Here is a 21,804-nt window from a genome sequence, read left to right on the forward strand (position 1 = left end):
GGTCAGTCGCTGAGCAGGCGCCCGTGTCGTCGCGCCGTGCGCCCCGCCACCTTGGCCAGCCAGAAACCGGGTTGAGCGTAACGAAGCCGCTCGACGGCGAACAACACGCCGGCAGTGGACGAACACACGGTGCTGGCCTGGTCGGACAGCGGGTCGATGACCTCGAACAACGGTTCGCCCGCCTCGACCCAGACACCCGGCGCACGCAGGTAAGTCACCACACCCGGGTGCGGTGCATGAATCAGTTCGGTGCCTTCGAAGGGCATGCCTTCGCACGGCTCACCCGCCGGGGCCGCCACGTCTCCATCGATCAGGCCCTGTTCGGCAAGAAACGCCAGGATGCCCTCGGCATGCGCGCAGGCCTGGGCCTGGCCGGTGTCGGCCTGACCGCCCAGCTCCAGCGTGGTCGCAAGGCACGCCAGGGGAATCTGCGCCTGCGGGAAAATGCGCGACAGGCGCAGCCACGGCAGCGAGCAGGCCTCATCGAACGAGCTGCCACCCGAATCTTCAGCCAGCAAGGCGACGGTCATGCGCAAGTGCGCCGACAGCGAGCGCCACTGCGGCCAGTGCTGCGGCAAGGCATACATATGCAATGACGCCTCGGCATCGCAATGCAGGTCCAGCACCACATCGGCGTCGCAGGCATGGCTGAGCAGTAACCGCTGCAAGCCTTCCAGCTCGCTTTGCGCCGCCGGTAGCCCGGCCAGCGCCTCACGCATGGCCTGACGGATCATCTGCACGTTGGCCCGCGGATCATCGCCCAGCCGGCCTTCGAGTTGCGCGGCCACCGGCTCGCTCAGCTCGGCAAAGTCGCGGTTGAAATTCTTGCCGCTGCCGAACTCGAAACGCCCTTGATGCGCGCCCTGGATCAACTGGCCCAGCCCCAGCGGGTTGGCCACCGGCACCAGCTCGATAATGCCTTTGAGCCGGCCTTGGGCTTCAAGCTCGACCAGGCGCTTTTTCAGTTCCCAGGCGGTGCGCATGCCGGGCAACTCATCGGCGTGCAGGCTGGCCTGCAGATAAGCCTTGCGCTCGCCGGCGCCGAAACGGAAGACGCTCAAGTGGCGCTGGGTGCCAAGGGTGCTCCATGGCAGTGGGTGATCGATTCGTTGCATGTCAGACCTTCCTTGGGGCCAGGTAACCCAGCCAGCGCCGCTCAGCCAGCCTGAACAGCCGCACGAGAATGAAAGTCAGGCACAGATAGAAAACGCCTGCGGTGATATAGGCCTCGAAAGGCAGGTAATACTGGGCATTGACCGTGCGTGCAGCACCGGTCAGGTCGATCAGGGTCACGATCGACGCCAGGCTGGTGGCCTGCATCATCATCAGCACTTCGTTGCTGTACTGCGGCAAGGCCCGGCGCATGGCCGACGGCAACAGGATGCGCCGGTACAGGGTGACCGATGACATGCCCATGGCCCGCGCGGCCTCGATCTCGCCGGCCGGCGTGGCCCTGAGGCTGCCGGCCACGATCTCGGCGGTGTAGGCGCTGGTGTTGATGGCAAACGCCAGGCACGCACAGAAGGTCGCGCTGGACAGCCATGGCCACAGGTAACTGTCGCGCACCCCTTCGAACTGCGCCAGCCCGTAGTAGATCAGAAACAACTGCACCAGCATCGGCGTGCCACGAATCACATAGGTGTACAGCCACGCCGGGAAGTTGATCCAGCGGTTCTTCGATACGCGCATGATGCCCAGCGGCAGCGCCGCGAGCAGGCCGAAGAACAGGGAAATCCCCAGCAGCTTGAGGGTGACCAGCAGGCCGCCCAGGTACAGCGGCAGGCTGTCCCAGATCACGTTGTAGTCGAACATCATAGGTCAGCCGCCCTTACGCCCACGCTGTAGCGTTTTTCCAGATAGCGCAGCACCAGCAACGAAACGCTGGTGATCAGCAGGTACAACGCCGCCACCGTCAGAAAGAACGTGAAGGGTTCGCGGGTGGCATCGGCGGCCTGCTTGGCCTTGAACATCATGTCCTGCAAGCCGACCACGGAAATCAGCGCCGTGGCCTTGACCAGCACCAGCCAGTTATTGGTGAAGCCGGGAATGGCCAGGCGCACCATCTGCGGCACCTGGACACGCCGGAACACCTGGAAGCGGCTCATGCCATACGCGGCACCGGCCTCGGCCTGTCCCTTGGGAATGCCCAGGAAGGCGCCACGAAAAGTCTCGGACAAATAGGCACCGAAGATGAAGCCCAGGGTGCAGATACCGGCGCCCAAGGGGTTGAGATCGATGTACTCGTCGTAGCCGAGCAACGGCCCGACGCGGTTGATCAGGTCCTGGCCGCCATAGAAGATCAGCAGGATCAGCACCAGGTCGGGAATCCCGCGCACCACGGTGCTGTACAAGTCACCCAGCCAGGCCAGCCAGCGCACTGGCGACAGGCGTATGGCCACGCCGATCAGCCCCAGGACGATGGCCAGCGCCATCGACGCCAGGGCCAATTGCAGGGTCAGCCAGGTGCCTTCGAGGATCACGGCCCCGTAGCCTTTCAACATGGTGTACGGCCCTCAAGCATGAAGATAAAAAATGGCGCAAGCAGGATGTCCCGGCTTGCGCCATTTTCGACAGTGACTGGCGAGGTTTTACTGGCCGTAGATATCAAAATCGAAATATTTGTCCTGGATGGCCTTGTACTTGCCATTGGCGCGAATGGCCGCGATAGCCGCGTTCAGACGCTCCAGATTCTCTTTGTCACCCTTGCGCACGGCAATGCCGATGCCTTCGCCGAAGTACTTGGGATCGGTGAAGGACGGGCCGACGAAGGCGTAGCCCTTGCCCGAATCGGTCTTCAGGAAGCCGTCCTGCAGCAGCGTGGCGTCAGCCAGGGTGCCATCCAGACGACCGGCGCCGATGTCCAGGTAGATTTCGTTCTGCGAACCATACGGTTTGACCACGGCACCCAGCGGCGCCAGCACTTCGCGGGCATAGCGCTCATGGATGGAGCCGCGCTGCACGCCGATGTTCTTGCCCTTGAGTTCGGTCAGGCCGTCGCTGACCACTACACCGTCCTTCATGACCAGGCGTGCCGGGGAATTGTAGTACTTGCCGGTGAAGTCCACGGACTTCTTGCGATCGTCCGTGATGGACATCGACGACAGGATGGCGTCGATCTTGCGCACTTTCAGTGCCGGGATCAAACCGTCGAATTCCTGCTCGACCCAGGTGCACTTGGCTTTCATTTCTTCGCACAGGGCGTTGCCGATGTCGTAGTCGAACCCGACGATACTGCCATCGGCAGTCTTGGAGGCGAACGGAGGGTAAGCGGCTTCGATACCGATCTTCAGTGGTTTTTCATCGGCAAAAACCGGCTGCGCGAGCACAGACAATGCCAGTGCGCCGAAAAGCATGAGCTTTTTCATTCCTGAGACTCCGTCGTAAACAATCGGGTGGCAGATTGAGCAAAGCGCTCAATATACGAAGAGGCAGCGAGCGTGCGGTGCCAAGGGCTGGAACTTGAAAACCGGGCATCGCGGATGGGCGGGCATTCTAGCGGCAGGTGGCCAGCCAATAGTTCTTCAATGCGACAACTAATTACAGATGCCGCCTCATATCACACAGGCGCTATTGACAACGCCCCGCAAGCCTGAACACACAGCGCAGTATTCAAACCCGCCCGGCAAAAAGCGCGCCCATTATTGGCAATGCCTTGGCATACGGCAAGTCTGCGGGGTGATCGTTCATCGATCCATCGACCTTTATCATCAAGCCCATGAAAAACGCCCCGTACGGCAAGGCCGGACGGGGCGTGATCAGACCAGCAAGCCTCAGGCCACTTTCATGGTCTTGTGAGTATCGATCAGGTGCTGCACCACACCCGGATCAGCCAATGTGGAAATATCACCCAGTGCGTCGTATTCGCCGGTGGCGATCTTGCGCAGGATACGACGCATGATCTTGCCCGAACGGGTCTTGGGCAGACCAGGCGCCCACTGGATCACGTCCGGGGACGCGATCGGGCCGATTTCCTTGCGCACCCAGTTACGCAGCTCGATGCGCAACGCTTCGTCCGGCACCTCACCGGAGTTGAGCGTCACATACACATAGATGCCCTGCCCCTTCAGGTCGTGCGGCACACCGACCACTGCCGCCTCGGCGACTTTCGGGTGCGCGACCATGGCGCTTTCGATCTCGGCAGTGCCCATGCGATGCCCGGAAACGTTGAGCACATCGTCGACGCGACCGGTGATCCAGTAGTAGCCGTCCTCGTCGCGGCGCGCGCCGTCACCGGTGAAGTACATGCCACGAAAGGTCTTGAAGTAGGTGTCGACGAAACGGTCATGGTCGCCGTACAGGGTGCGCGACTGGCCCGGCCAGGAGTCGAGGATCACCAGGTTGCCCTCGGCGGCACCTTCGATCAGGTTGCCCAGGTTGTCGACCAGCGCCGGAATCACGCCAAAGAACGGCCGGGTCGCCGAGCCTGGCTTGAGCGCGGTGGCGCCCGGCAGCGGGCTGATCAGGATGCCGCCGGTCTCGGTCTGCCACCAGGTGTCGACGATCGGGCAATTCTGCTTGCCCACGGTGTCGTAGTACCAGCCCCAGGCCTCGGGGTTGATCGGCTCGCCCACCGAGCCCAGCAGGCGCAGGCTGGAGCCGTCGGCGCCTTCGACCGATTTGGTGCCTTCGGCCATCATCGCGCGAATGGCGGTCGGCGCGGTGTAGAGAATGTTGACCTTGTGCTTGTCGACGATCTTCGACACGCGGGTGATGTCCGGGTAGTTCGGCACGCCTTCGAACAGCAAGGTGGTCGCGCCATTGGCCAGCGGACCATAGACGATGTAACTGTGGCCGGTGACCCAGCCGACGTCGGCGGTGCACCAGTAGACTTCGCCGGGCTTGTAGTCGAACACGCGCTCGTGGGTCAGCGCGGCATACAGCAGGTAGCCGGCGGTGGTGTGCAATACGCCCTTGGGCTTGCCGGTGGAGCCGGAGGTGTAGAGGATGAACAGCGATTCTTCGGCACCCATCTCTTTGGGCGCACAGGTGCTCGACGCCACTTCCAGCAGCGCGTGGTACCAGATGTCGCGGTGGCGGTTCCACTCGATCTCGCCGCCGGTGCGCTTGCAGACGATGACCTTCTGCACGCTGCTGGTTTCCGGGTTGGTCAGGGCGCGGTCGACGTTGGCCTTGAGCGGCGTCTTCTTGCCACCCCGCAGGCCTTCGTCGGCGGTGATCACCACCTTGGAGCTGCAATCGATGATGCGCCCGGCCAGGGCCTCGGGCGAGAAGCCGCCGAACACCACCGAGTGGATCGCGCCGATGCGGGCGCAGGCCAGCATGGCCACCACGGCTTCGGGGATCATCGGCATATAGATGGTCACCACATCACCGCGGTGCACGTCCTGGCCACGCAGGGCGTTGGCGAACTTGCAGACTTCGGCGTGCAGTTCGCGGTAGGTGATTTCGCGATGCTCGGACGGATCGTCGCCCTCCCAGATGATCGCGATGCTGTCGCCGCGCTCTTCCAGATGACGGTCCAGGCAGTTGTAGGCCACGTTGAGGGTGCCGTCGGCAAACCATTTGATGTCGACGCGGTGGTCATCAAAGGAGGTCTGCTTGACGTGGGTGAAGGGCTTGATCCAGTCGAGGCGCTTGGCCTGTTCGCGCCAGAAGCCATCGGGGTTGACCACCGATTGCTGGTACATGGCCTTGTAGGTGGCCTCGTCGGTCAACGTATTGGCCGCAACTTCTGGGCGCACGGGGTACAGGGAAGCTGCACTCATCTTGGTTACCTCGGTGAATAGTTGTTGTTGTATGCCTGTGTTTTATCCCGCCACAGAGTGTGGGGCCATTCGACGATGGTCTTACCGTACACCCCGCGCACCGTAACAGCGCCAGGCCAGGGACGTTTGCAGCATTGTTGCAGTTTTGCCAAAAACGCTTATCAGTCTGGCACCTGTATCCCGGATTGCCACCTCCCTAGAATGGACCTCGCCAACCGGCAACCCCCCACGCAGACAGGCTGAACCCATCGATCCGGACACGGATCGATGCGGCCTCTCTCGCACTCGATAAAGGTCCCTACATGAAACGCTCACTCTGGGTTTTGGCACTTTGCGGTTTCAGCCTGCAGGTACTGGCTGATCAAGCTTCGACCGAAACAGTCAACCAGACCGACCCCGTTGCCGTCGATACCGTCGAAACCTACACCTACGATTCGCACCCGGATATTTCGCGGGTCATCTCCATCAGCCCGACGCCGAATGTCTGTGGGGTCGTGCCAGCGCGCATGACTTATGAAGACTCCCATGGGCAGCGGCATGTGATGCGCTATCAGGTCATGGCCAACGGCTGCGGCAACAGCTGACCTGTAGCCGGCCTGTAGACAACAACAAGAAAACGCCTCCCGGGCATGCCCGGCGAGGCGCTTTTGTCTGGCAGCGACAAGGGTCTGGCGTGCGCTATGGTGTAATCATCGTTTTCTTGCCCAGGACTGCCACCATGACCGACCTGCACCAGCAAACCTGCCAACCCTGCCACGCCAATGCCCGGCCTGTGGAGGACAAGGACCTGCCAGCCTTGCTGGTGCAACTGCCCGACTGGCAGCTCGAAACCCGTGATGGCGTCAAGCAGTTGGAAAAGGCCTACGCCTTCAAGGATTTTGCCAGCGCACTGGCGTTTACCAACACGATGGGCGCCCTGGCCGAAGAACAGGACCACCACCCGGCCCTGCTCACCGAGTGGGGCCGGGTCACCGTCACCTGGTGGACGCATGCGATCAACGGCCTGCACAGCAATGACTTCATTCTCGCAGCCCGTACCGAAGCCCTTGCCCAACACGCTCCGGGCCGTAAATGAGCCCTCTTTCCCGAGGGTCGCACAGACCGTCAAAAGCCGCTTTTGTTGCATCAAGGGCAAATTAAAAGTCTGATTGTCATCTTCACTGCGTTATCCTGACGCCGCTTTATTCAAGCACGGTTCAACCTGCAACCCCCTTGAGAGGAGTGATGACGATGCACGAAATACCCAACTTCCCCTTCACAGGCCCCCAGGAACCTTCGCAGTCCGTTCTGGCTCGACAAGAGCTCGGACATGCGGCTGATATCAAAGCGACAACCCCGGCTGAAGACAGCCAACAGGCCTTGAGCGAAGACTGAACCACGCAAAAGGCCAACCACAGGCGTATCGAAAACGGTCTGCACTGTTTTCCGTACGCCTGTCATGCCTTGGTGTTCGCGCATCAGGCCCGCCGCCAAAGAAGTGCCCTCATGAATGATTTCAAGCCTGAACAAGCCGACGTGTTGATCGGCACCGCAGAAAAAATGATCGACCTCTGGACCCGCCTGACCCCGGAAAATCAGGAGGCACTGCTGGCACGCTTCGGCACCCAGGAAAACGCCCTGGCCGCGCTGGTGACCACGCATTTGCTGACGGCTGCCAATAGCTGATATGGGGACTGGCCAGCGCCTGCTTCCCGGTTGAAGCGGATCGCCGCCCGGCCAGCCCTGCGTGCGGCTGCATTCATACAAAACGATGGTGCATTACCTGTACCGCGCATCACCCGCTATGATGAACGCCGATCGTAAGCTTGCTAATGTTCTGGCGCCCTTCTGATGACCTCATTCGAAAAAACCTCGGCCCCCACCCAGATGCAGGTCACCCGGCAGGTCGTGTCTGTGGTGCTGTTCACCTTTATCGGCTACCTGAACATCGGTATTCCGCTGGCTGTACTGCCCGGTTACGTGCACAGCGACCTGGGCTTCGGTGCGGTCACGGCCGGGCTGGTGATCAGCGTGCAGTACCTGGCCACGCTGCTCAGCCGGCCCTGGGCCAGCAAGGTGATCGACAACCTGGGCTGCAAGAAATCGGTGCAATACGGTTTGCTCGGCTGTGGCTTGAGCGGCGTATTCATGCTGCTGGCGGTGCTGTTGCAGGGTTGGCCCATGGCCAGCCTGATCAGCCTGCTGCTGGGTCGAGTGCTGCTGGGCAGCGCGGAAAGCCTGGTGGGTTCGGGCGCAATTGGCTGGGGCATCGGCCGGGTCGGCGCGCAGCACACCGCCAAGGTGATTTCCTGGAACGGCATCGCCAGCTATGGCGCCCTGGCCGTCGGTGCGCCACTGGGGTTCTGGCTGGTGGGCACCTTCGGCCTGGCCAGCATGGGCATCGGCATTATCCTGCTGGGTGTGGTTGGTCAGCTGCTGGCCTGGAAACGCGCACCGGTGCCCATCGTTGTCGGCGAGCGCCTGCCATTCATGCACGTACTGGGACGCGTCTTCCCACACGGCATGGGCCTGGCGCTGGGCTCGATCGGCTTTGGCACCATTGCCACCTTCATCACCCTGTACTACGCCAGCAATCACTGGCCCAATGCGGCCTTGTGCCTGAGCCTGTTCGGCGGCTGCTTCATCATTGCCCGCTTGCTGTTCGGCAACTTCATCAACCGCCTGGGGGGCTTTCGCGTGGCGATCGTCTGCCTGGGCGTCGAGACCCTGGGGCTGTTGCTGCTGTGGCTGGCACAGACGCCGGAGTGGGCACTGGTCGGCGCGGCGCTGACCGGCTTTGGTTTCTCGCTGGTGTTTCCGGCGCTGGGGGTCGAGGCGGTGAACCTGGTGCCGGCCTCCAGCCGCGGTGCGGCGGTGGGCGCCTACTCGCTGTTCATCGATCTGTCGCTGGGCATTACCGGGCCACTGGCGGGCGCGGTGGCGGCAGGCTTCGGCTTTGTGTCGATCTTTCTGTTCGCCGCCGCCGCTTCGCTGGGCGGACTGGCACTGAGTGTCTGGCTATACAGGCGCAGCCGGACACCAGGCATTCAATAATCGATCTTGCCGCGCCCCGCCTTGATCGAACCACGCTTGGTCTTGGACTCCAGACGACGCTTCTGCGAACCGAAAGTCGGCTTGGTCGGTCGACGCTTCTTCTCGACCTTGGTGGCATTGATGATCAGCTCGGTCAGGCGCAGCAAGGCATCGGCACGGTTCTGCTCCTGAGTGCGGTATTGCTGGGCCTTGATTACGATCACCCCGTCACTGGTGATACGGCTGTCGCTCAGCGCCAGCAGGCGCTCCTTGTAGAACGGCGGCAACGAAGAGGCCTGGATGTCGAAGCGCAAGTGCATCGCGCTCGACACCTTGTTGACGTTCTGCCCGCCGGCGCCCTGGGCGCGAATGGCGCTCCACTCGATTTCGCCATCCGGTACGTGCACGTTACTGGAGATGATCAGCATATTCAGGCCTTGCGACGGGTCTTGAGCCAGTAGAACAGCGCCATTGCCAGCAACCATACCGGAATGGCGAACACCGAAAGGCGAATGCCCGGAATCATCAGCATGATGACCAGGATCACCCCGACAAATGCCAGGCACAGGTAATTGCCGAACGGGTACCACAAGGCCTTGAAGGCCGGAACCTGTCCGGTGTGACGCAGGTGCTGGCGAAACTTGAGGTGCGAGTAACTGATCATTGCCCAGTTGATCACCAGGGTGGCCACCACCAGCGACATCAACAGTTCCAGCGCCTTGCCCGGCATCAGGTAGTTGAGCAGCACGGCCACCAGCGTGACCGCCGCCGAGACCAGAATCGCCCGCACCGGCACGCCACGTCGGTCAATGCGCGCCAAGGCACGCGGGGCGTCGCCCTGCTCGGCCATGCCGACCAGCATGCGGCTGTTGCAGTAGGTGCCGCTGTTGTACACCGACAAGGCAGCGGTCAATACCACGAAATTGAGGATGTGCGCGGCCGTGTCACTGCCCAGCATGGAGAACACCTGGACGAAGGGACTGCCGCTGTAGGCATCGCCCGAAGCATTCAGGGTCATGAGCAGGCTGTCCCAGGGCGTCAGCGACAGCAACACCACCAGCGCGCCGATATAGAAAATCAGGATGCGGTAGATGACCTGGTTGATCGCCTTGGGGATCACGGTCCTGGGCTGTTCGGCCTCGGCAGCGGTGAAGCCGAGCATTTCCAGGCCACCGAAGGAAAACATGATGAATGCCAGGGCCATCACCAGACCACCCACGCCATGCGGAAAGAAACCGCCATGCGCCCACAGGTTGCTGACCGAGGCCTGCGGGCCGCCCTTGCCACTGACCAGCAGGTAGCTGCCCAGGGCAATCATGCCGATGATCGCCACCACTTTGATGATCGCGAACCAGAACTCGGTCTCGCCGAATACCTTGACGTTGGTCAGGTTAATGGCATTGATCAGCAGGAAGAAGGCGGCGGCGGTGACCCAGGTCGGAATGTCCGGCCACCAGTAATGCACGTATTTACCGACGGCGGTCAGCTCCGACATGCCCACCAGGATGTACAGCAGCCAGCAGTTCCAGCCCGACAGAAAGCCGGCAAAGCCGCCCCAGTAACGGTGAGCGAAGTGGCTGAACGAACCGGCCACCGGTTCCTCGACGATCATCTCGCCCAGCTGGCGCATGATCAAAAAGGCAATGAAACCACACAGCGCATAGCCCAGGATCATCGAGGGGCCGGCCGATTTCAGTACCCCGGCCGAGCCCAGGAACAGTCCGGTACCAATGGCGCCGCCCAGGGCGATCAACTGGATATGGCGGTTCTTCAGCCCGCGTTTCAGCTCGCCTGGCGGTGAGTCGGTTGCACTCATGAAAAGCTACCTGTTCGATGCAATTGAACCCTGCTGCGTGTGTGACGCGGCATTCGCGACCGTGTTGCCCATCGTGTTCGCGACCGTTGGTCGCTCCTACAGGCCGTGCAAAAACAAACGCCGGTCGAAACCGGCGTTTGTTCAGGCAGTCATCACTGCGGCTTGCGGCCTGGACCGCGGCGCGGTGCGTCGGCACCGCCACGCTTGCCGGCGGGCTTTCCGCCTGGCTTGCCATCCGGGCTGCCCGGACGGGGACGCACGTCCTTGCGCATTTCGCTTGGGCGTTCGGCCACGGTGCTGACGCGTTCACGCTCAGGCGTACGCGGGCTGCGGGCCGGCTTGTCGCCGATGCGCGGCTTGTCGCTGCTGCCGCGCGTGGCCGGACGGCTACGCTCTTCGCCGGCTGGCTGGCGCGGAGCACGTTCGGCACGCTCACCACTGTCCACTGGCGGACGCACGTTACGCACGCGCTCGCCCTTGCCCAGCGGGCGCGACGACTGGCGCTGCAGGCGCTCGAGCTTTTCACGGCTCTTGGCATTGAGCACCGGCATGGCCACCGGCGTCAGGCCCACTTCGGCGGCGAGGATGTCGACTTCCTGCTGGCTCATTTCGCGCCAGCGGCCCATCGGCAGGTCGGAGTTGAGGAACACCGGCCCGTAACGCACACGCTTGAGGCGGCTGACCACCAGGCCTTGCGATTCCCACAGACGGCGTACTTCACGGTTGCGACCTTCCATCACCACGCAGTGATACCAGTGGTTGAAGCCTTCGCCACCGGGGGCTTTCTTGATGTCGGTGAAGCGGGCCGGACCGTCTTCGAGGATCACGCCATTCTTGAGGCGCAGCAGCATGTCGTCGTCGACTTCGCCACGCACACGCACTGCGTATTCGCGGTCCATCTCGTAGGACGGGTGCATCAGGCGGTTGGCCAGCTCACCGTCAGTGGTGAACATCAGCAAGCCTGTGGTGTTGATGTCCAAGCGGCCAATGTTGACCCAGCGGCCTTCTTTCGGGCGCGGCAGGCGGTCGAACACGGTCGGACGGCCTTCAGGGTCGTCGCGGGTGCAGATCTCGCCGTCCGGCTTGTTATACATGATGACCCGGCGCACGTTCTCGCGCGACTCTTCGCGCTTGACCACCTGGCCGTCGACGCTGATGGCATCGAACAGGTCGACACGCTGGCCGAGGCTGGCGACCGCGCCATTGACCTTGATCCGGCCCTGGCCGATCCAGGCCTCGACATCGCGACGCGAACCGACACCAATACGCGCCAGGACCTTTTGCAGTTTTTCGCCTGCAGGTTTCTCGGCCTGGTCGTCTTTAACTTCTATTTCACTCATCTGGGCACCTCCCGGTGTGTCGAATCAGGGCTCACCGAGGACCGGAAAGACCTGTTGCCCGGCAGGCAGTGTGTGCCGTGCCCGAGCGCAATTCAAGAATCATGGCTTGATGAACAGCCAGAGGGGCGCGAATCATACGCGCTTGCGCACGGTTGCGCATCACCGCTCATTTCTTTTTCCGCCGACCGGGGGCCTTGAGCCCGGCCAGGCGCTGTTTGCTGGCGTCGATAACCTCGCGCCGTTCGTCCTTGTCGAGCTTTTTCCAGGCCTTGATTTCCTTCTTGCTGCGGCCACAGCCCAGGCAGATGTCATCGGTGAACTTGCACAGGCCGGTGCAGGGGCTTTTGCTCGAACTCATGGTAGGGGCTCATTCAAAACGACTGTTCGCAGCCTGGGCCACGCTCTTCAGACACACATTGACTTGCTGATTTCACTGACTATCGAATTCGCCGGTTAGTAGGAGATCATCCTGTGTCACTGACACCGCGCTGTCGCGCCTCAAACATGGACCCGGTAGGAGCGCGTTTACCCGCGACCGAGTGCGCAGCGCTCGCAAAATCTCGGAAACGCCACAAATTTACGACTGCGAACGTACTCTGTCGCGGTGGCCCGGCATTGCGGCAAGCGCGTTCCTACCGGGGCTTCAGCGTTACAGCGTGCGACAGGATCATCCGGGTGGATCAGTGCGGTTCGTCGTCCTTGTATTCGTCACCGGCATCGTCTGCCGGTTCCGCTGGCAGCAAATCGTCGAAGTCGATCTTCAGCCCTTCCTCCATGCTGTCGAGCTCCACCAGCAGGCTGCGGAAACTGGTTTCCGCCGCTGGCGCCTCGGGTTCGCCGTCATCGCTCAGGCTGGCGTCGGCCAGGGCCTGCAGGTGCGCCGGCACCGGTGCGTCCTCGGGATCGAACAGCGGCTCGGGCTCCAGCTCGCGGATGTCCGCCAGCGGCGGCAAGTCCTCAAGCCCCTTGAGGTTGAAGTGATCAAGAAAGCCTTTGGTGGTGGCAAACATCGCCGGCCGGCCCGGCACGTCGCGGTAACCGACCACCCGGATCCACTCGCGCTCCAGCAGGGTCTTGACGATCTGGCTGTTGACCGTCACCCCGCGCACGTCTTCGATTTCACCCCGGGTGATGGGCTGGCGGTAGGCGATCAGCGCCAGGGTTTCCAGCATGGCCCGCGAATAGCGCTGCGGACGCTCTTCCCATAGCCTGCCAACCCAGGGCGCGTAGCGCTCACGAATCTGCAAGCGATAACCCGTGGCGACTTCCTTGAGTTCGAAAGCACGGCCTTCACACGACTTGGCCAGCACTTGTAGGGCTTTCTTGAACACCGAGGGGCCAGGCCGCTCGGCTTCCTCGAACAGCTCGTACAGGCGCTCCAGCGGTTGCGGCTTGCCACTGGCCAACAGAAAGGCTTCCAGCAATGGCGCCAGGTCGCGAGGTTCATTGAGGTTCATGGGGTTCTTGCTCTATTGGGCTCGGGCACGCACATGGATGGCGGCAAAGGGTTCGTTCTGCACCAGCTCGACCAGCGATTCCTTGACCAGCTCCAGGACAGCCATGAAAGTCACGACCACGCCCAGACGGCCTTCATCGGCGCCGTACAGCTCGATGAACGGCACGAAGCCGCCGCCTTTGAGGCGTTCGAGCACATCGCTCATGCGCTCGCGGGTCGACAGGGTTTCGCGGCTGACCTGGTGGCTTTCGAACATGTCGGCGCGGCGCAGCACCTCGGCCATCGACATCAGCAGCTCTTCGATACTGACGTCCGGCAGCAGCTTGCGGGCCTTGGCCTCAGGGGCCTCCAGGCGCGGCACATAGGTGTCGCGGCCCACCCGGTTCAAACGGTCGAGGCCCTCGGCGGCGCTCTTGAAACGCTCGTACTCCTGCAAGCGACGGATCAGTTCGGCACGCGGGTCGTCTTCCTCGGTCTCGATCTCCTGGGAACGCGGCAACAGCATGCGCGACTTGATCTCGGCCAGCATGGCCGCCATCACCAGGTACTCGGCGGCCAGCTCCAGGCGCACGTTTTTCATCAGCTCGACATAACCCATGTACTGGCGAGTGATTTCCGCGACCGGGATGTCGAGAATATCGATGTTCTGCTTGCGGATCAGGTACAACAACAGGTCCAGTGGCCCCTCGAAGGCTTCAAGAAACACTTCCAGGGCATCCGGCGGGATGTACAGATCCAGCGGCAGCTGGCCGAACGGCTGGCCGTAGACCCGCGCCGGTTGCTGCCCGGTGGCGTCCGGGCTTTCAGCGGCGGTCATCAGGCCGGTTCACCAAACGGGGTCGGGTCGCCACAGCCCACGCGAATGATCTGCGGATCGCCTTCGGCGAGGCTGATGACTGTGGAGGCATCAACGCCGCCGATGCCGCCGTCGATGATCAGGTCGACGTGATGCTCGAGAATATCACGCATCTCCTCGGGGTCGCTCAGTGGCAAGGTATCGCCCGGCATGATCAGGCTCACGCTCATCAGCGGCTCGCCCAGTTGCGCCAGCAAGGCCTGGGCAATCGGGTGGCCCGGCACGCGCAGGCCGATGGTGCGGCGCTTGGCGTGCAGCAGCAGGCGCGGCACTTCGCGCGTGGCGTTGAGGATGAAGGTGTAAGGCCCCGGCGTATGCGCCTTGAGGGCGCGAAAGGCGCCGGTGTCGACCTTGGCGAACAGCCCCAGTTGCGACAGATCGCAGCACATCAGGGTGAAATTGTGCTTGTCGTCGAGCTTGCGCAGGCGACGAATGCGCTCGATGGCGCCCTTGTCGCCGATCTGGCAACCCAGTGCGTACGACGAATCGGTCGGGTACACCACCAGCCCGCCGGCCTTGATGATCTCCACGGCCTGCTTGATCAGACGTGGTTGCGGGTTCTCCGGGTGCACCTGGAAAAATTGACTCACGGTTATGTCCTGTTCAAACGGCGGTAATAGCGGGTTCATGTCTGAATTTGCTCCACAACGGCGGCAAATCCTCGGGCAGCGGCCGATAAATGCCGATCTCCGACCAGTGGCCGGGGCCATGGAAATCACTGCCGGCGCTGACCAGCAGGCCGAACTCGCGGGCCAGTATCGAGAGGCTGCCGACCTGATCGGCCGACTGCATGCCATTGACCGCTTCGATGGCATGGCCGCCGGCCTTGATGAAGTCGGTGACCAACCGGCGCCGCTTGCTGCGTGTGAAATCATAATGCATAGGGTGTGCCAGGCTGATCCAGGCGCCGGAGTCACGCAAGGTGCCTACGGTTTCCTCAAGGGTAGGCCAGTGTTGCTTGACGTCGCCCAGCTTGCCGGCGCCCAGCCACTTGCGAAAGGCTTCGCCACGGTCCTTGACGAAGCCGGCATTGACTAGAAAGTCGGCAAAGTGCGGCCGGGCCGGCGCATTGCCGCTGTCGCCCAGAGCCTGCTGCACGGCGCGGGCCCCCTCCAGCGCACCGGGCATGCCCTTGAGCGCCAGCTTGCGGCTGATTTCTTCGGCACGCAGCCAGCGGCCCTTGTGCAGGCTGGCGATGGCCTCGGCCAGCACCGGCGTATCGAGGGCGAACCCGTACCCCAATATATGGATGGTCGAGCCATTCCACACGCAGGACAGTTCGACGCCGTTGATCAGTTGCATGCCCAATGCCTGGGCTGCAGCCCGGGCTTCGGGCAGGCCTTCGACAGTGTCATGGTCGGTCAGGGCCAGGACGCGCACGCCGTTCTCATAGGCTCGGGCCACCACCGCCGAAGGCGCGAGGGCCCCGTCGGAAGCGGTGCTGTGGCAATGCAGGTCAACATTCATTGGATGGCTTTCGCGGTCTTTGATGTTTGTTATTATGCCGCCACATCCCGCGTCTGGCTGCCATTGTGAAACAACTCATCGACTTCATCCCGCTGATTCTGTTCTTCATCGTCTACAAGATCGAACCTCACGCCGTCGATATCCTGGGTCACAGCTTCATGCTGGGGGGTATATTCAGTGCGACCAAAGTGCTGATCGCCAGTTCCGTCGTGGTCTACGGCATCCTGTACATCAAGCAGCGCAAGCTGGAAAAGAGCCAGTGGCTGACCCTGATCGCGTGCATCGTCTTCGGCAGCCTGACCCTGACCTTCCACAGTGAAGCCATCCTCAAGTGGAAAGCCCCGGCGGTCAACTGGCTGTTTGCCCTGGCTTTTGCCGGCAGCCACTTCATCGGCGACAAGCCGCTGGTGCAACGTGCGATGGGCCACGCCCTGACCCTGCCGGCAGCGGTGTGGACACGCCTGAACATTTCCTGGGTCATATTCTTTCTGTTCAGCGGCGCGGCCAACCTGTACGTGGCCTTTACCTACGAGCAATTCTGGGTCGACTTCAAGGTCTTCGGCAGCCTGGCCATGACCCTGATCTTCATGGTCCTGCAAGGCCTGTACCTGGCCCGCTACCTGAGCGACACCCCTCAATCGACCACCAAGACCAAGGACTGACATGCTCTACGCCATTATTGCCACCGACACCGCCGACTCCCTGGAAAAACGCCTGAGCGTGCGCCCTGCCCACCTGGAACGCCTCAACGTCCTCAAGGACGCCGGTCGCCTGGTCCTGGCCGGTCCTCATCCGGCCATCGACAGCAACGACCCGGGCCCGGCCGGCTTCAGCGGCAGCCTGATCGTGGCCGAGTTCGATTCCCTGTCGGCGGCCGAAACCTGGGCCAAGGCCGACCCTTTCGTCGAAGCCGGTGTCTATGCCCAGGTAGTGGTCAAGCCGTTTCGCCAGGTCCTGCCCTGACGGCACGGCGGCTTCTCTGCAACCCTCCAGGTCTTATCGAGTGAGTCATGAGCGAACTGTTATTGATTGATGATGACCAGGAGCTGTGCGAGCTGCTGGGCAGTTGGCTGTCTCAGGAAGGTTTTCAGATCCGCGCCTGCCACGACGGCCAGAGTGCCCGCAAGGCGCTGGCCGAGGCGGCGCCCGATGCTGTGGTGCTGGACGTGATGCTGCCCGACGGCAGTGGCCTTGAATTGCTCAAGCAACTGCGCACCGAACACCCCGACCTGCCGGTGCTGATGCTGTCGGCCCGCGGCGAACCCCTGGACCGCATCCTGGGCCTGGAGCTGGGCGCCGACGATTACCTGGCCAAGCCGTGCGACCCGCGCGAGCTGACCGCCCGCCTGCGCGCCGTGCTGCGCCGCAGCCACCCGGCCACCGCCACCAGTCAGCTGGAACTGGGCGACCTGAGTTTCAGTGCCGCGCGGGGCGTGGTGATCATCGACGAACAGGAAATGACCCTGACCGTCTCCGAAAGCCGCCTGCTCGAGGCCTTGCTGAGCCAGCCCGGCGAGCCCCTGGACAAGCAGGAACTGGCGCAACTGGCCCTGGGCCGCAAGCTGACCCTCTACGATCGCAGCCTGGACATGCACGTCAGCAACCTGCGCAAGAAGATCGGCCCCCACCCCGACGGTCGCCCGCGCATCGTCGCGCTGCGCAGCCGGGGTTACTACTACAGCCTGTAAAAGCGGATTTATCCGCGAACGGCGCAAACAGCAAGCATGGCAGCGCCTGCATTCCCGGCTGAAGCCGGTCCTGCATGTGTTGTACGGGCTTTACAGAAGCTTTACGCAGCCTTGACCGCGCTTGACCTTGATCTCCCTAAACTGGGCACCAACGGCAAACAAGCCGCACCAGAAACAAGGAGATCCACCATGCGCAAGACCCTGACCGCTTTGATGTTCGCCGCGACCCTGCCAGCCCTGGCCATGGCCGCGCCACCTGCACCGGCCGATGGTCCTGAGCACGACGGCCCGCGCTACCACCAGGAGCAAGGCCCTGGCAAACACCGCGGCGGCCCGTTCGCCGACCTGGACCTGAGCCGCGAACAGCGCCAGCAGATCGGCAAGCTGATGGGCGAGCAGGCCCATGAACGCAAAGAGATCAACAAACGCTTCCTGGCCAAGCTGCCGGCCGCCGACCAGAAGGCCATGCAGGACGAGATGCAGGCCAGCCGCGACAAGACCGACAGCGCCATCCGCGCCCTGCTCAAGCCCGAGCAGCAGAAGGAATTCGACGCCGACAAGAAAAAGCGCGAAGAACGTCGCGCCGAGTGGGCCGAATTCCAGGCCTGGAAAGCGGAAAAGGCCAAAAAGGCGCAGTAATCGCTACACTCCCCGACCCGACATGCCTGCATGTCGGGTTTTTTCCGTTGCTGTGAGGTCACACCGTGCGTTCATTGTTCTGGCGAATCCTGGCCAGCTTCTGGCTGGCCATCGCCCTGGTCGCGGGCCTGTCGGTCCTGCTCGGGCATATGCTTAACCAGGATGCCTGGATCCTCAGCCGTCATCCGGTGCTCAACGAGTTGCCGCAGAAGTGGGCCAGCCGCTTCGAAGAGCAAGGGCCAGACGCCGCGCAGGAGTTTCTGCAGACCGTCAAGCGCAAGCATCGCATCGATGTGCAGGTGCTCAACAGCAGCGGCGAGCCGGTGGTGCCCGGCACCTTCCCGCCGCGCGCGGCGGCCTATGAAGCGCGCCAGGGTGACGACTCACGGCCCCTGCCCTGGCGGCGCCTGACCACTGAATACACCAGTGAAAGCAGCGGCGAGACCTACCTGCTGATCTACCGTATTCCTCACCCTGAAGTCGAAGAGTGGCATCGCCAGAGCCTGATGTGGCCGCTCAGCGCGCTGGGCATTGCCCTGGTGGTGCTGACCCTGTTCAGCCTGTTCGTCACCCTGTCGATCACTCGCCCGCTCAACCGCCTGCGCGGCGCGGTGCATGACCTGGGCCAGGCCAGCTACCAGCAACACAGCCTGGCGCAACTGGCCAACCGCCGCGATGAATTCGGCGTGCTGGCGACGGACTTCAACCGCATGGGCGCGCGCTTGCAAAGCCTGATCGGCAGCCAGCGCCAGTTGCTGCGCGATGTGTCGCATGAGTTGCGCTCGCCCCTGGCGCGCCTGCGCATCGCCCTGGCGCTGGCCGGGCGCGCCACGCCCGAGGAGCGCGAAAAACTGTGGCCGCGCCTGGACCGCGAATGCGACCGGCTCGAAGCGCTGATCAGTGAAATCCTTGCCTTGGCGCGGCTGGACGCCGACATGGCCAAGGCAGAACCGGTGGACCTCAACGAGCTGTTGCAACGGCTGCGCAACGACGCCCTGCTCGACGGCCAGGAACCGGGCATCACCCTGCAAGTGGAAAGCGCGCTGAGTGTGGAAGGCTGGCCGGACATGATCGAACGCGCCGTCGACAACCTGTTGCGCAACGCCCGGCGCTTCAGCCCGCCCGAACAGCCCGTGGAGGTACAGGCCGCCCGGTTCGAAGAACGCGTTCGTATCAGCGTGCGCGACCACGGCCCGGGGGCGGCGCCCGAGCATCTGGCGCAACTGGGCGAGCCGTTCTACCGCGCCCCGGGCCAGAGCAGCGCCGGCCACGGCCTGGGCCTGGCCATCGCCCGCCGCGCCGCCGAACGCCACGGCGGCAGCCTGACCCTGAGCAACCACCCTGAGGGCGGATTCCTGGCCGTGATCGAACTGCCGCGGGTGCCGGTCATTACCCTGGCGTGAAGCCACCCCATGCAATGACCTGAATGCCAGGTAGAGCGCGCTCTGCCCGCGACCGAGTGCGTAGCAGTCGTAAAATTTCAGCGTTTCGCAGATTTACAGTCGTAAATTTGTGGCGTTTCCGAGATTTTGCGAGCGCTTCGCACTCGGTCGCGGGCAAGCGCGCTCCTACGAGAATTGAATTTAATATTCAATTAAATCAATAATTTATTTCTTATAAGAGCGCGCAGCTTTACCAGGCGCTGACAAACCCGCCGATGTCTTCACGGGCGGCGATCCGTGGCGGATTCAGCGGGGTGCCCAGGTACAGGAAGCCCAGCACTTCTTCACCTTCGCCCAACCCCAGCCCTTGGGCCACGCTGGCGGCGTAGGACAATTCACCGGTGCGCCATACCCCGCCCAGCCCCAGCGCGTAAGTGGCCAGCAAGACACCGTGGGCGGCGCAGGCAGCGGTCAGGCGCTGCTCCGAGCGCGGCACCTTCGGGTGATCCTGCAAGCAGGCAATCACCACCACGACCAACGGCGCACGCAGCGGGCCCTGGCGGGCCTTGTCCAGTTTCGCCGCGTCCGGGGCGCTGTCCTGCTCCAGCAACGCCTGGGCCAGCAACTCGCCCAGCCGTTCACGCGACTCGCCTTCGACGGTCAGGAAACGATAGGGCTTGAGAAAACCATGGTCTGGCGCGCGCAAGGCGGCGCCAAACAGAATCTCGCGCTGGGCCGCATCCGGGGCCGGTTCGACCAGGCGCGGGACTGAAACACGGTTGAGTAAAACATCGAGGGCCTGCATGAGCGCATCTCCTTGAAAAGTCGTCGGGCATTCTAGGCCAGGCCTGCCTGCAATAACGAGCGCAACCTGCATCAGGCGCTACGCTTGAGCTACAGGTTTACATGCCACGGCGCGCAGGTAGAATGGCGCCCTCTCTTCCTCAGCCCGAGCAGTTTCATGGCGTTGCCGACCCTACGCATCATCGGTTTCATCATCGGCATCTTCCTGATCACCCTGGCGATCTCGATGATCGTGCCCATGGCGACCCTGGTGATCTACGACCGCCTCGAAGACCTGCGCTCGTTCCTCTGGGCCAGCGCCATCACGTTTATCGCAGGGCTCGCCCTGGTGCTGCCGGGGCGCCCGGAACATGTGCACCTGCGCCCGCGCGACATGTACATGCTGACCGTGAGCAGCTGGATCGTGGTGTGCATCTTTGCCGCGCTGCCCTTCCTGCTGACCCAGCACATCAGCTACACCGACTCGTTCTTCGAAAGCATGTCGGGCATCACCGCCACCGGTTCCACCGTGCTCAACCACCTCGACAGCATGTCGCCGGGCATCCTGATCTGGCGTTCGATGCTGCACTGGCTGGGCGGCATCGGCTTTATCGGCATGGCGGTGGCGATCCTGCCGCTGCTGCGCATCGGTGGCATGCGCCTGTTCCAGACCGAATCATCGGACCGCTCGGAAAAGGTCATGCCGCGCTCACACATGGTGGCCAAGTACATCATCCTCGCGTATGTGGGCTTTACCGTACTGGGCAGCCTGGGGTTCTGGTGGGCAGGCATGAGCCTGTTCGACGCCATTAACCATGCGATGTCGGCCATCTCGACCGGCGGTTTCTCGACCTCGGACCTGTCACTGGCCAAGTGGCCGCAGCCGGCGGTGCACTGGGTGGCAATCGTGGTGATGATCCTCGGCAGCCTGCCGTTCACCCTCTACGTCGCGACCTTGCGCGGCAATCGCAAGGCCTTGATCCGTGACGAACAGGTGCAGGGCATGCTCGGCCTGCTGCTGGTAACCTGGGCGGTGATGACCCTGTGGTACGGCCTGACCACCGACCTGCCCTGGCTCGATGCCCTGCGCCATGTGGCGCTGAACGTCACCTCGGTGGTCACCACCACCGGCTTTGCCCTGGGCGACTACAGCCTGTGGGGCAACTTCTCGCTGATGCTGTTCTTCTACCTGGGCTTCATCGGCGGCTGTTCGGGTTCCACTGCCGGCGGGGTAAAGATTTTCCGCTTCCAGGTAGCCTACATCCTGCTCAAGGCCAACCTCAATCAGCTGATTCACCCACGGGCGGTGATCAAGCAGCGCTACAACGGTCATCGCCTCGACGACGAGATCGTGCGTTCGATCCTGACCTTCTCGTTCTTTTTCACCATCACCATCTGCGTCATCGCCCTGCTGTTGTCGCTGCTGGGCCTGGACTGGATGACCGCCCTGACCGGCGCGGCCAGCACCGTGTCAGGCGTGGGGCCGGGCCTGGGCGAGGTGATCGGGCCGGCCGGCAACTTCGCCAGCCTGCCGGATGCCGCCAAATGGATCCTGTCGGGGGGCATGCTGCTGGGCCGGCTGGAAATCATCACCATCCTGGTGCTGTGCGTACCGGCCTTCTGGCGACACTGATGACGT

24 protein-coding genes are annotated in these 21,804 nt (G+C 62.8%); 10 read left to right on the forward strand and 14 right to left on the reverse strand.

The window, feature by feature from the left end; genetic code table 11:
* Positions 1-2: 2 nt before the first annotated feature.
* From DGA31_RS05850 to acs, 5 genes are all read right to left on the reverse strand, one after another.
* Positions 3-1,115 (reverse strand): succinylglutamate desuccinylase/aspartoacylase family protein, encoded by a 1,113-nt coding sequence (locus DGA31_RS05850; RefSeq protein ID WP_056838521.1) that lies wholly within the window; start codon positions 1,113-1,115, stop codon positions 3-5.
* Position 1,116: 1 nt separating this feature from the next.
* Positions 1,117-1,815 (reverse strand): ABC transporter permease, encoded by a 699-nt coding sequence (locus DGA31_RS05855; protein ID WP_056838520.1) that lies wholly within the window; start codon positions 1,813-1,815, stop codon positions 1,117-1,119.
* Positions 1,812-2,501 (reverse strand): ABC transporter permease, encoded by a 690-nt coding sequence (locus tag DGA31_RS05860; RefSeq protein WP_109511905.1) that lies wholly within the window; start codon positions 2,499-2,501, stop codon positions 1,812-1,814. Before DGA31_RS05860 ends, DGA31_RS05855 begins: the two co-directional genes overlap by 4 nt.
* 87 nt (positions 2,502-2,588) lie before the next feature.
* Positions 2,589-3,365: an ABC transporter substrate-binding protein gene (locus tag DGA31_RS05865; RefSeq protein ID WP_056838518.1), complete on the reverse strand. Its 777-nt coding sequence runs from the start codon at positions 3,363-3,365 to the stop codon at positions 2,589-2,591.
* A 405-nt stretch (positions 3,366-3,770) separates the two neighbouring features.
* Entirely contained in the window at positions 3,771-5,726 is a 1,956-nt protein-coding gene (acs, locus tag DGA31_RS05870; RefSeq protein ID WP_056838516.1) for an acetate--CoA ligase, read from the reverse strand.
* Between the two features lie 302 nt (positions 5,727-6,028).
* Here acs and DGA31_RS05875 point away from each other — a divergent pair, with 302 nt between their 5' ends.
* From DGA31_RS05875 to DGA31_RS05890, 4 genes are all read left to right on the forward strand, one after another.
* Complete coding sequence (locus DGA31_RS05875; protein ID WP_056838514.1) at positions 6,029-6,310, forward strand: DUF2790 domain-containing protein; 282 nt, start codon at positions 6,029-6,031, stop codon at positions 6,308-6,310.
* A 134-nt stretch (positions 6,311-6,444) separates the two neighbouring features.
* Positions 6,445-6,801 (forward strand): 4a-hydroxytetrahydrobiopterin dehydratase, encoded by a 357-nt coding sequence (locus DGA31_RS05880; RefSeq protein WP_109511906.1) that lies wholly within the window; start codon positions 6,445-6,447, stop codon positions 6,799-6,801.
* Between the two features lie 410 nt (positions 6,802-7,211).
* Positions 7,212-7,391, forward strand: a complete 180-nt coding sequence (locus DGA31_RS05885; protein WP_109511907.1) for a hypothetical protein — start codon at positions 7,212-7,214, stop codon at positions 7,389-7,391.
* Between the two features lie 165 nt (positions 7,392-7,556).
* Positions 7,557-8,759 carry an MFS transporter gene (locus DGA31_RS05890; protein WP_109511908.1) on the forward strand — a complete coding sequence of 401 codons (1,203 nt, stop codon included), beginning with the start codon at positions 7,557-7,559 and terminating at the stop codon, positions 8,757-8,759.
* Here the strand turns inward: DGA31_RS05890 and arfB are convergent.
* From arfB to DGA31_RS05930, 8 genes are all read right to left on the reverse strand, one after another.
* Positions 8,753-9,166 (reverse strand): alternative ribosome rescue aminoacyl-tRNA hydrolase ArfB, encoded by a 414-nt coding sequence (arfB, locus tag DGA31_RS05895; protein WP_056838506.1) that lies wholly within the window; start codon positions 9,164-9,166, stop codon positions 8,753-8,755. The two genes, DGA31_RS05890 and arfB, sit on opposite strands and share 7 nt — an antisense overlap.
* Before the next feature lie 2 nt (positions 9,167-9,168).
* Positions 9,169-10,554 carry an amino acid permease gene (locus DGA31_RS05900; protein ID WP_109511909.1) on the reverse strand — a complete coding sequence of 462 codons (1,386 nt, stop codon included), beginning with the start codon at positions 10,552-10,554 and terminating at the stop codon, positions 9,169-9,171.
* 152 nt (positions 10,555-10,706) lie between these two features.
* The gene (rluB, locus tag DGA31_RS05905; protein ID WP_056838503.1) at positions 10,707-11,894 is read right to left on the reverse strand and encodes a 23S rRNA pseudouridine(2605) synthase RluB; all 1,188 of its coding nucleotides are present in this window, start codon (positions 11,892-11,894) and stop codon (positions 10,707-10,709) included.
* A 166-nt stretch (positions 11,895-12,060) separates the two neighbouring features.
* Positions 12,061-12,252: a DUF1289 domain-containing protein gene (locus tag DGA31_RS05910; RefSeq protein ID WP_109511910.1), complete on the reverse strand. Its 192-nt coding sequence runs from the start codon at positions 12,250-12,252 to the stop codon at positions 12,061-12,063.
* A 322-nt stretch (positions 12,253-12,574) separates the two neighbouring features.
* On the reverse strand, positions 12,575-13,351 hold the full coding sequence (gene scpB / locus DGA31_RS05915; protein ID WP_109511911.1) for an SMC-Scp complex subunit ScpB: 777 nt from the start codon (positions 13,349-13,351) through the stop codon (positions 12,575-12,577).
* 12 nt (positions 13,352-13,363) lie between these two features.
* Positions 13,364-14,062: a segregation and condensation protein A gene (locus DGA31_RS05920; RefSeq protein WP_161959162.1), complete on the reverse strand. Its 699-nt coding sequence runs from the start codon at positions 14,060-14,062 to the stop codon at positions 13,364-13,366.
* Positions 14,063-14,166: 104 nt separating this feature from the next.
* A complete protein-coding gene (locus DGA31_RS05925) occupies positions 14,167-14,796 on the reverse strand; it encodes an L-threonylcarbamoyladenylate synthase (protein ID WP_056838495.1) in 630 nt (209 codons plus the stop codon).
* A 13-nt stretch (positions 14,797-14,809) separates the two neighbouring features.
* Positions 14,810-15,673 (reverse strand): PHP domain-containing protein, encoded by an 864-nt coding sequence (locus DGA31_RS05930; RefSeq protein ID WP_109511912.1) that lies wholly within the window; start codon positions 15,671-15,673, stop codon positions 14,810-14,812.
* Positions 15,674-15,738: 65 nt separating this feature from the next.
* Between DGA31_RS05930 and DGA31_RS05935 the strand changes: the two genes are divergently transcribed.
* From DGA31_RS05935 to DGA31_RS05955, 5 genes are all read left to right on the forward strand, one after another.
* Positions 15,739-16,335, forward strand: coding sequence for a septation protein A (locus DGA31_RS05935; protein WP_056838492.1), 597 nt, complete (start codon positions 15,739-15,741; stop codon positions 16,333-16,335).
* 1 nt (position 16,336) lies between these two features.
* Complete coding sequence (locus tag DGA31_RS05940; protein WP_109511913.1) at positions 16,337-16,636, forward strand: YciI family protein; 300 nt, start codon at positions 16,337-16,339, stop codon at positions 16,634-16,636.
* 47 nt (positions 16,637-16,683) lie between these two features.
* A complete protein-coding gene (locus DGA31_RS05945) occupies positions 16,684-17,361 on the forward strand; it encodes a response regulator transcription factor (protein WP_056838489.1) in 678 nt (225 codons plus the stop codon).
* Positions 17,362-17,550: 189 nt separating this feature from the next.
* Complete coding sequence (locus tag DGA31_RS05950; RefSeq protein WP_056838486.1) at positions 17,551-18,000, forward strand: Spy/CpxP family protein refolding chaperone; 450 nt, start codon at positions 17,551-17,553, stop codon at positions 17,998-18,000.
* A 65-nt stretch (positions 18,001-18,065) separates the two neighbouring features.
* Complete coding sequence (locus tag DGA31_RS05955; protein ID WP_109511914.1) at positions 18,066-19,403, forward strand: sensor histidine kinase; 1,338 nt, start codon at positions 18,066-18,068, stop codon at positions 19,401-19,403.
* 229 nt (positions 19,404-19,632) lie between these two features.
* Here the strand turns inward: DGA31_RS05955 and DGA31_RS05960 are convergent, their stop codons facing one another.
* Positions 19,633-20,187 carry a nitroreductase family protein gene (locus DGA31_RS05960; protein WP_109511915.1) on the reverse strand — a complete coding sequence of 185 codons (555 nt, stop codon included), beginning with the start codon at positions 20,185-20,187 and terminating at the stop codon, positions 19,633-19,635.
* Between the two features lie 156 nt (positions 20,188-20,343).
* Here DGA31_RS05960 and DGA31_RS05965 point away from each other — a divergent pair, with 156 nt between their 5' ends.
* A complete protein-coding gene (locus DGA31_RS05965; RefSeq protein ID WP_056838481.1) occupies positions 20,344-21,798 on the forward strand; it encodes a TrkH family potassium uptake protein in 1,455 nt (484 codons plus the stop codon).
* Positions 21,799-21,804: the final 6 nt, after the last annotated feature.

The organism is Pseudomonas ovata (genome assembly GCF_003131185.1).
Lineage (GTDB): Bacteria > Pseudomonadota > Gammaproteobacteria > Pseudomonadales > Pseudomonadaceae > Aquipseudomonas > Aquipseudomonas ovata.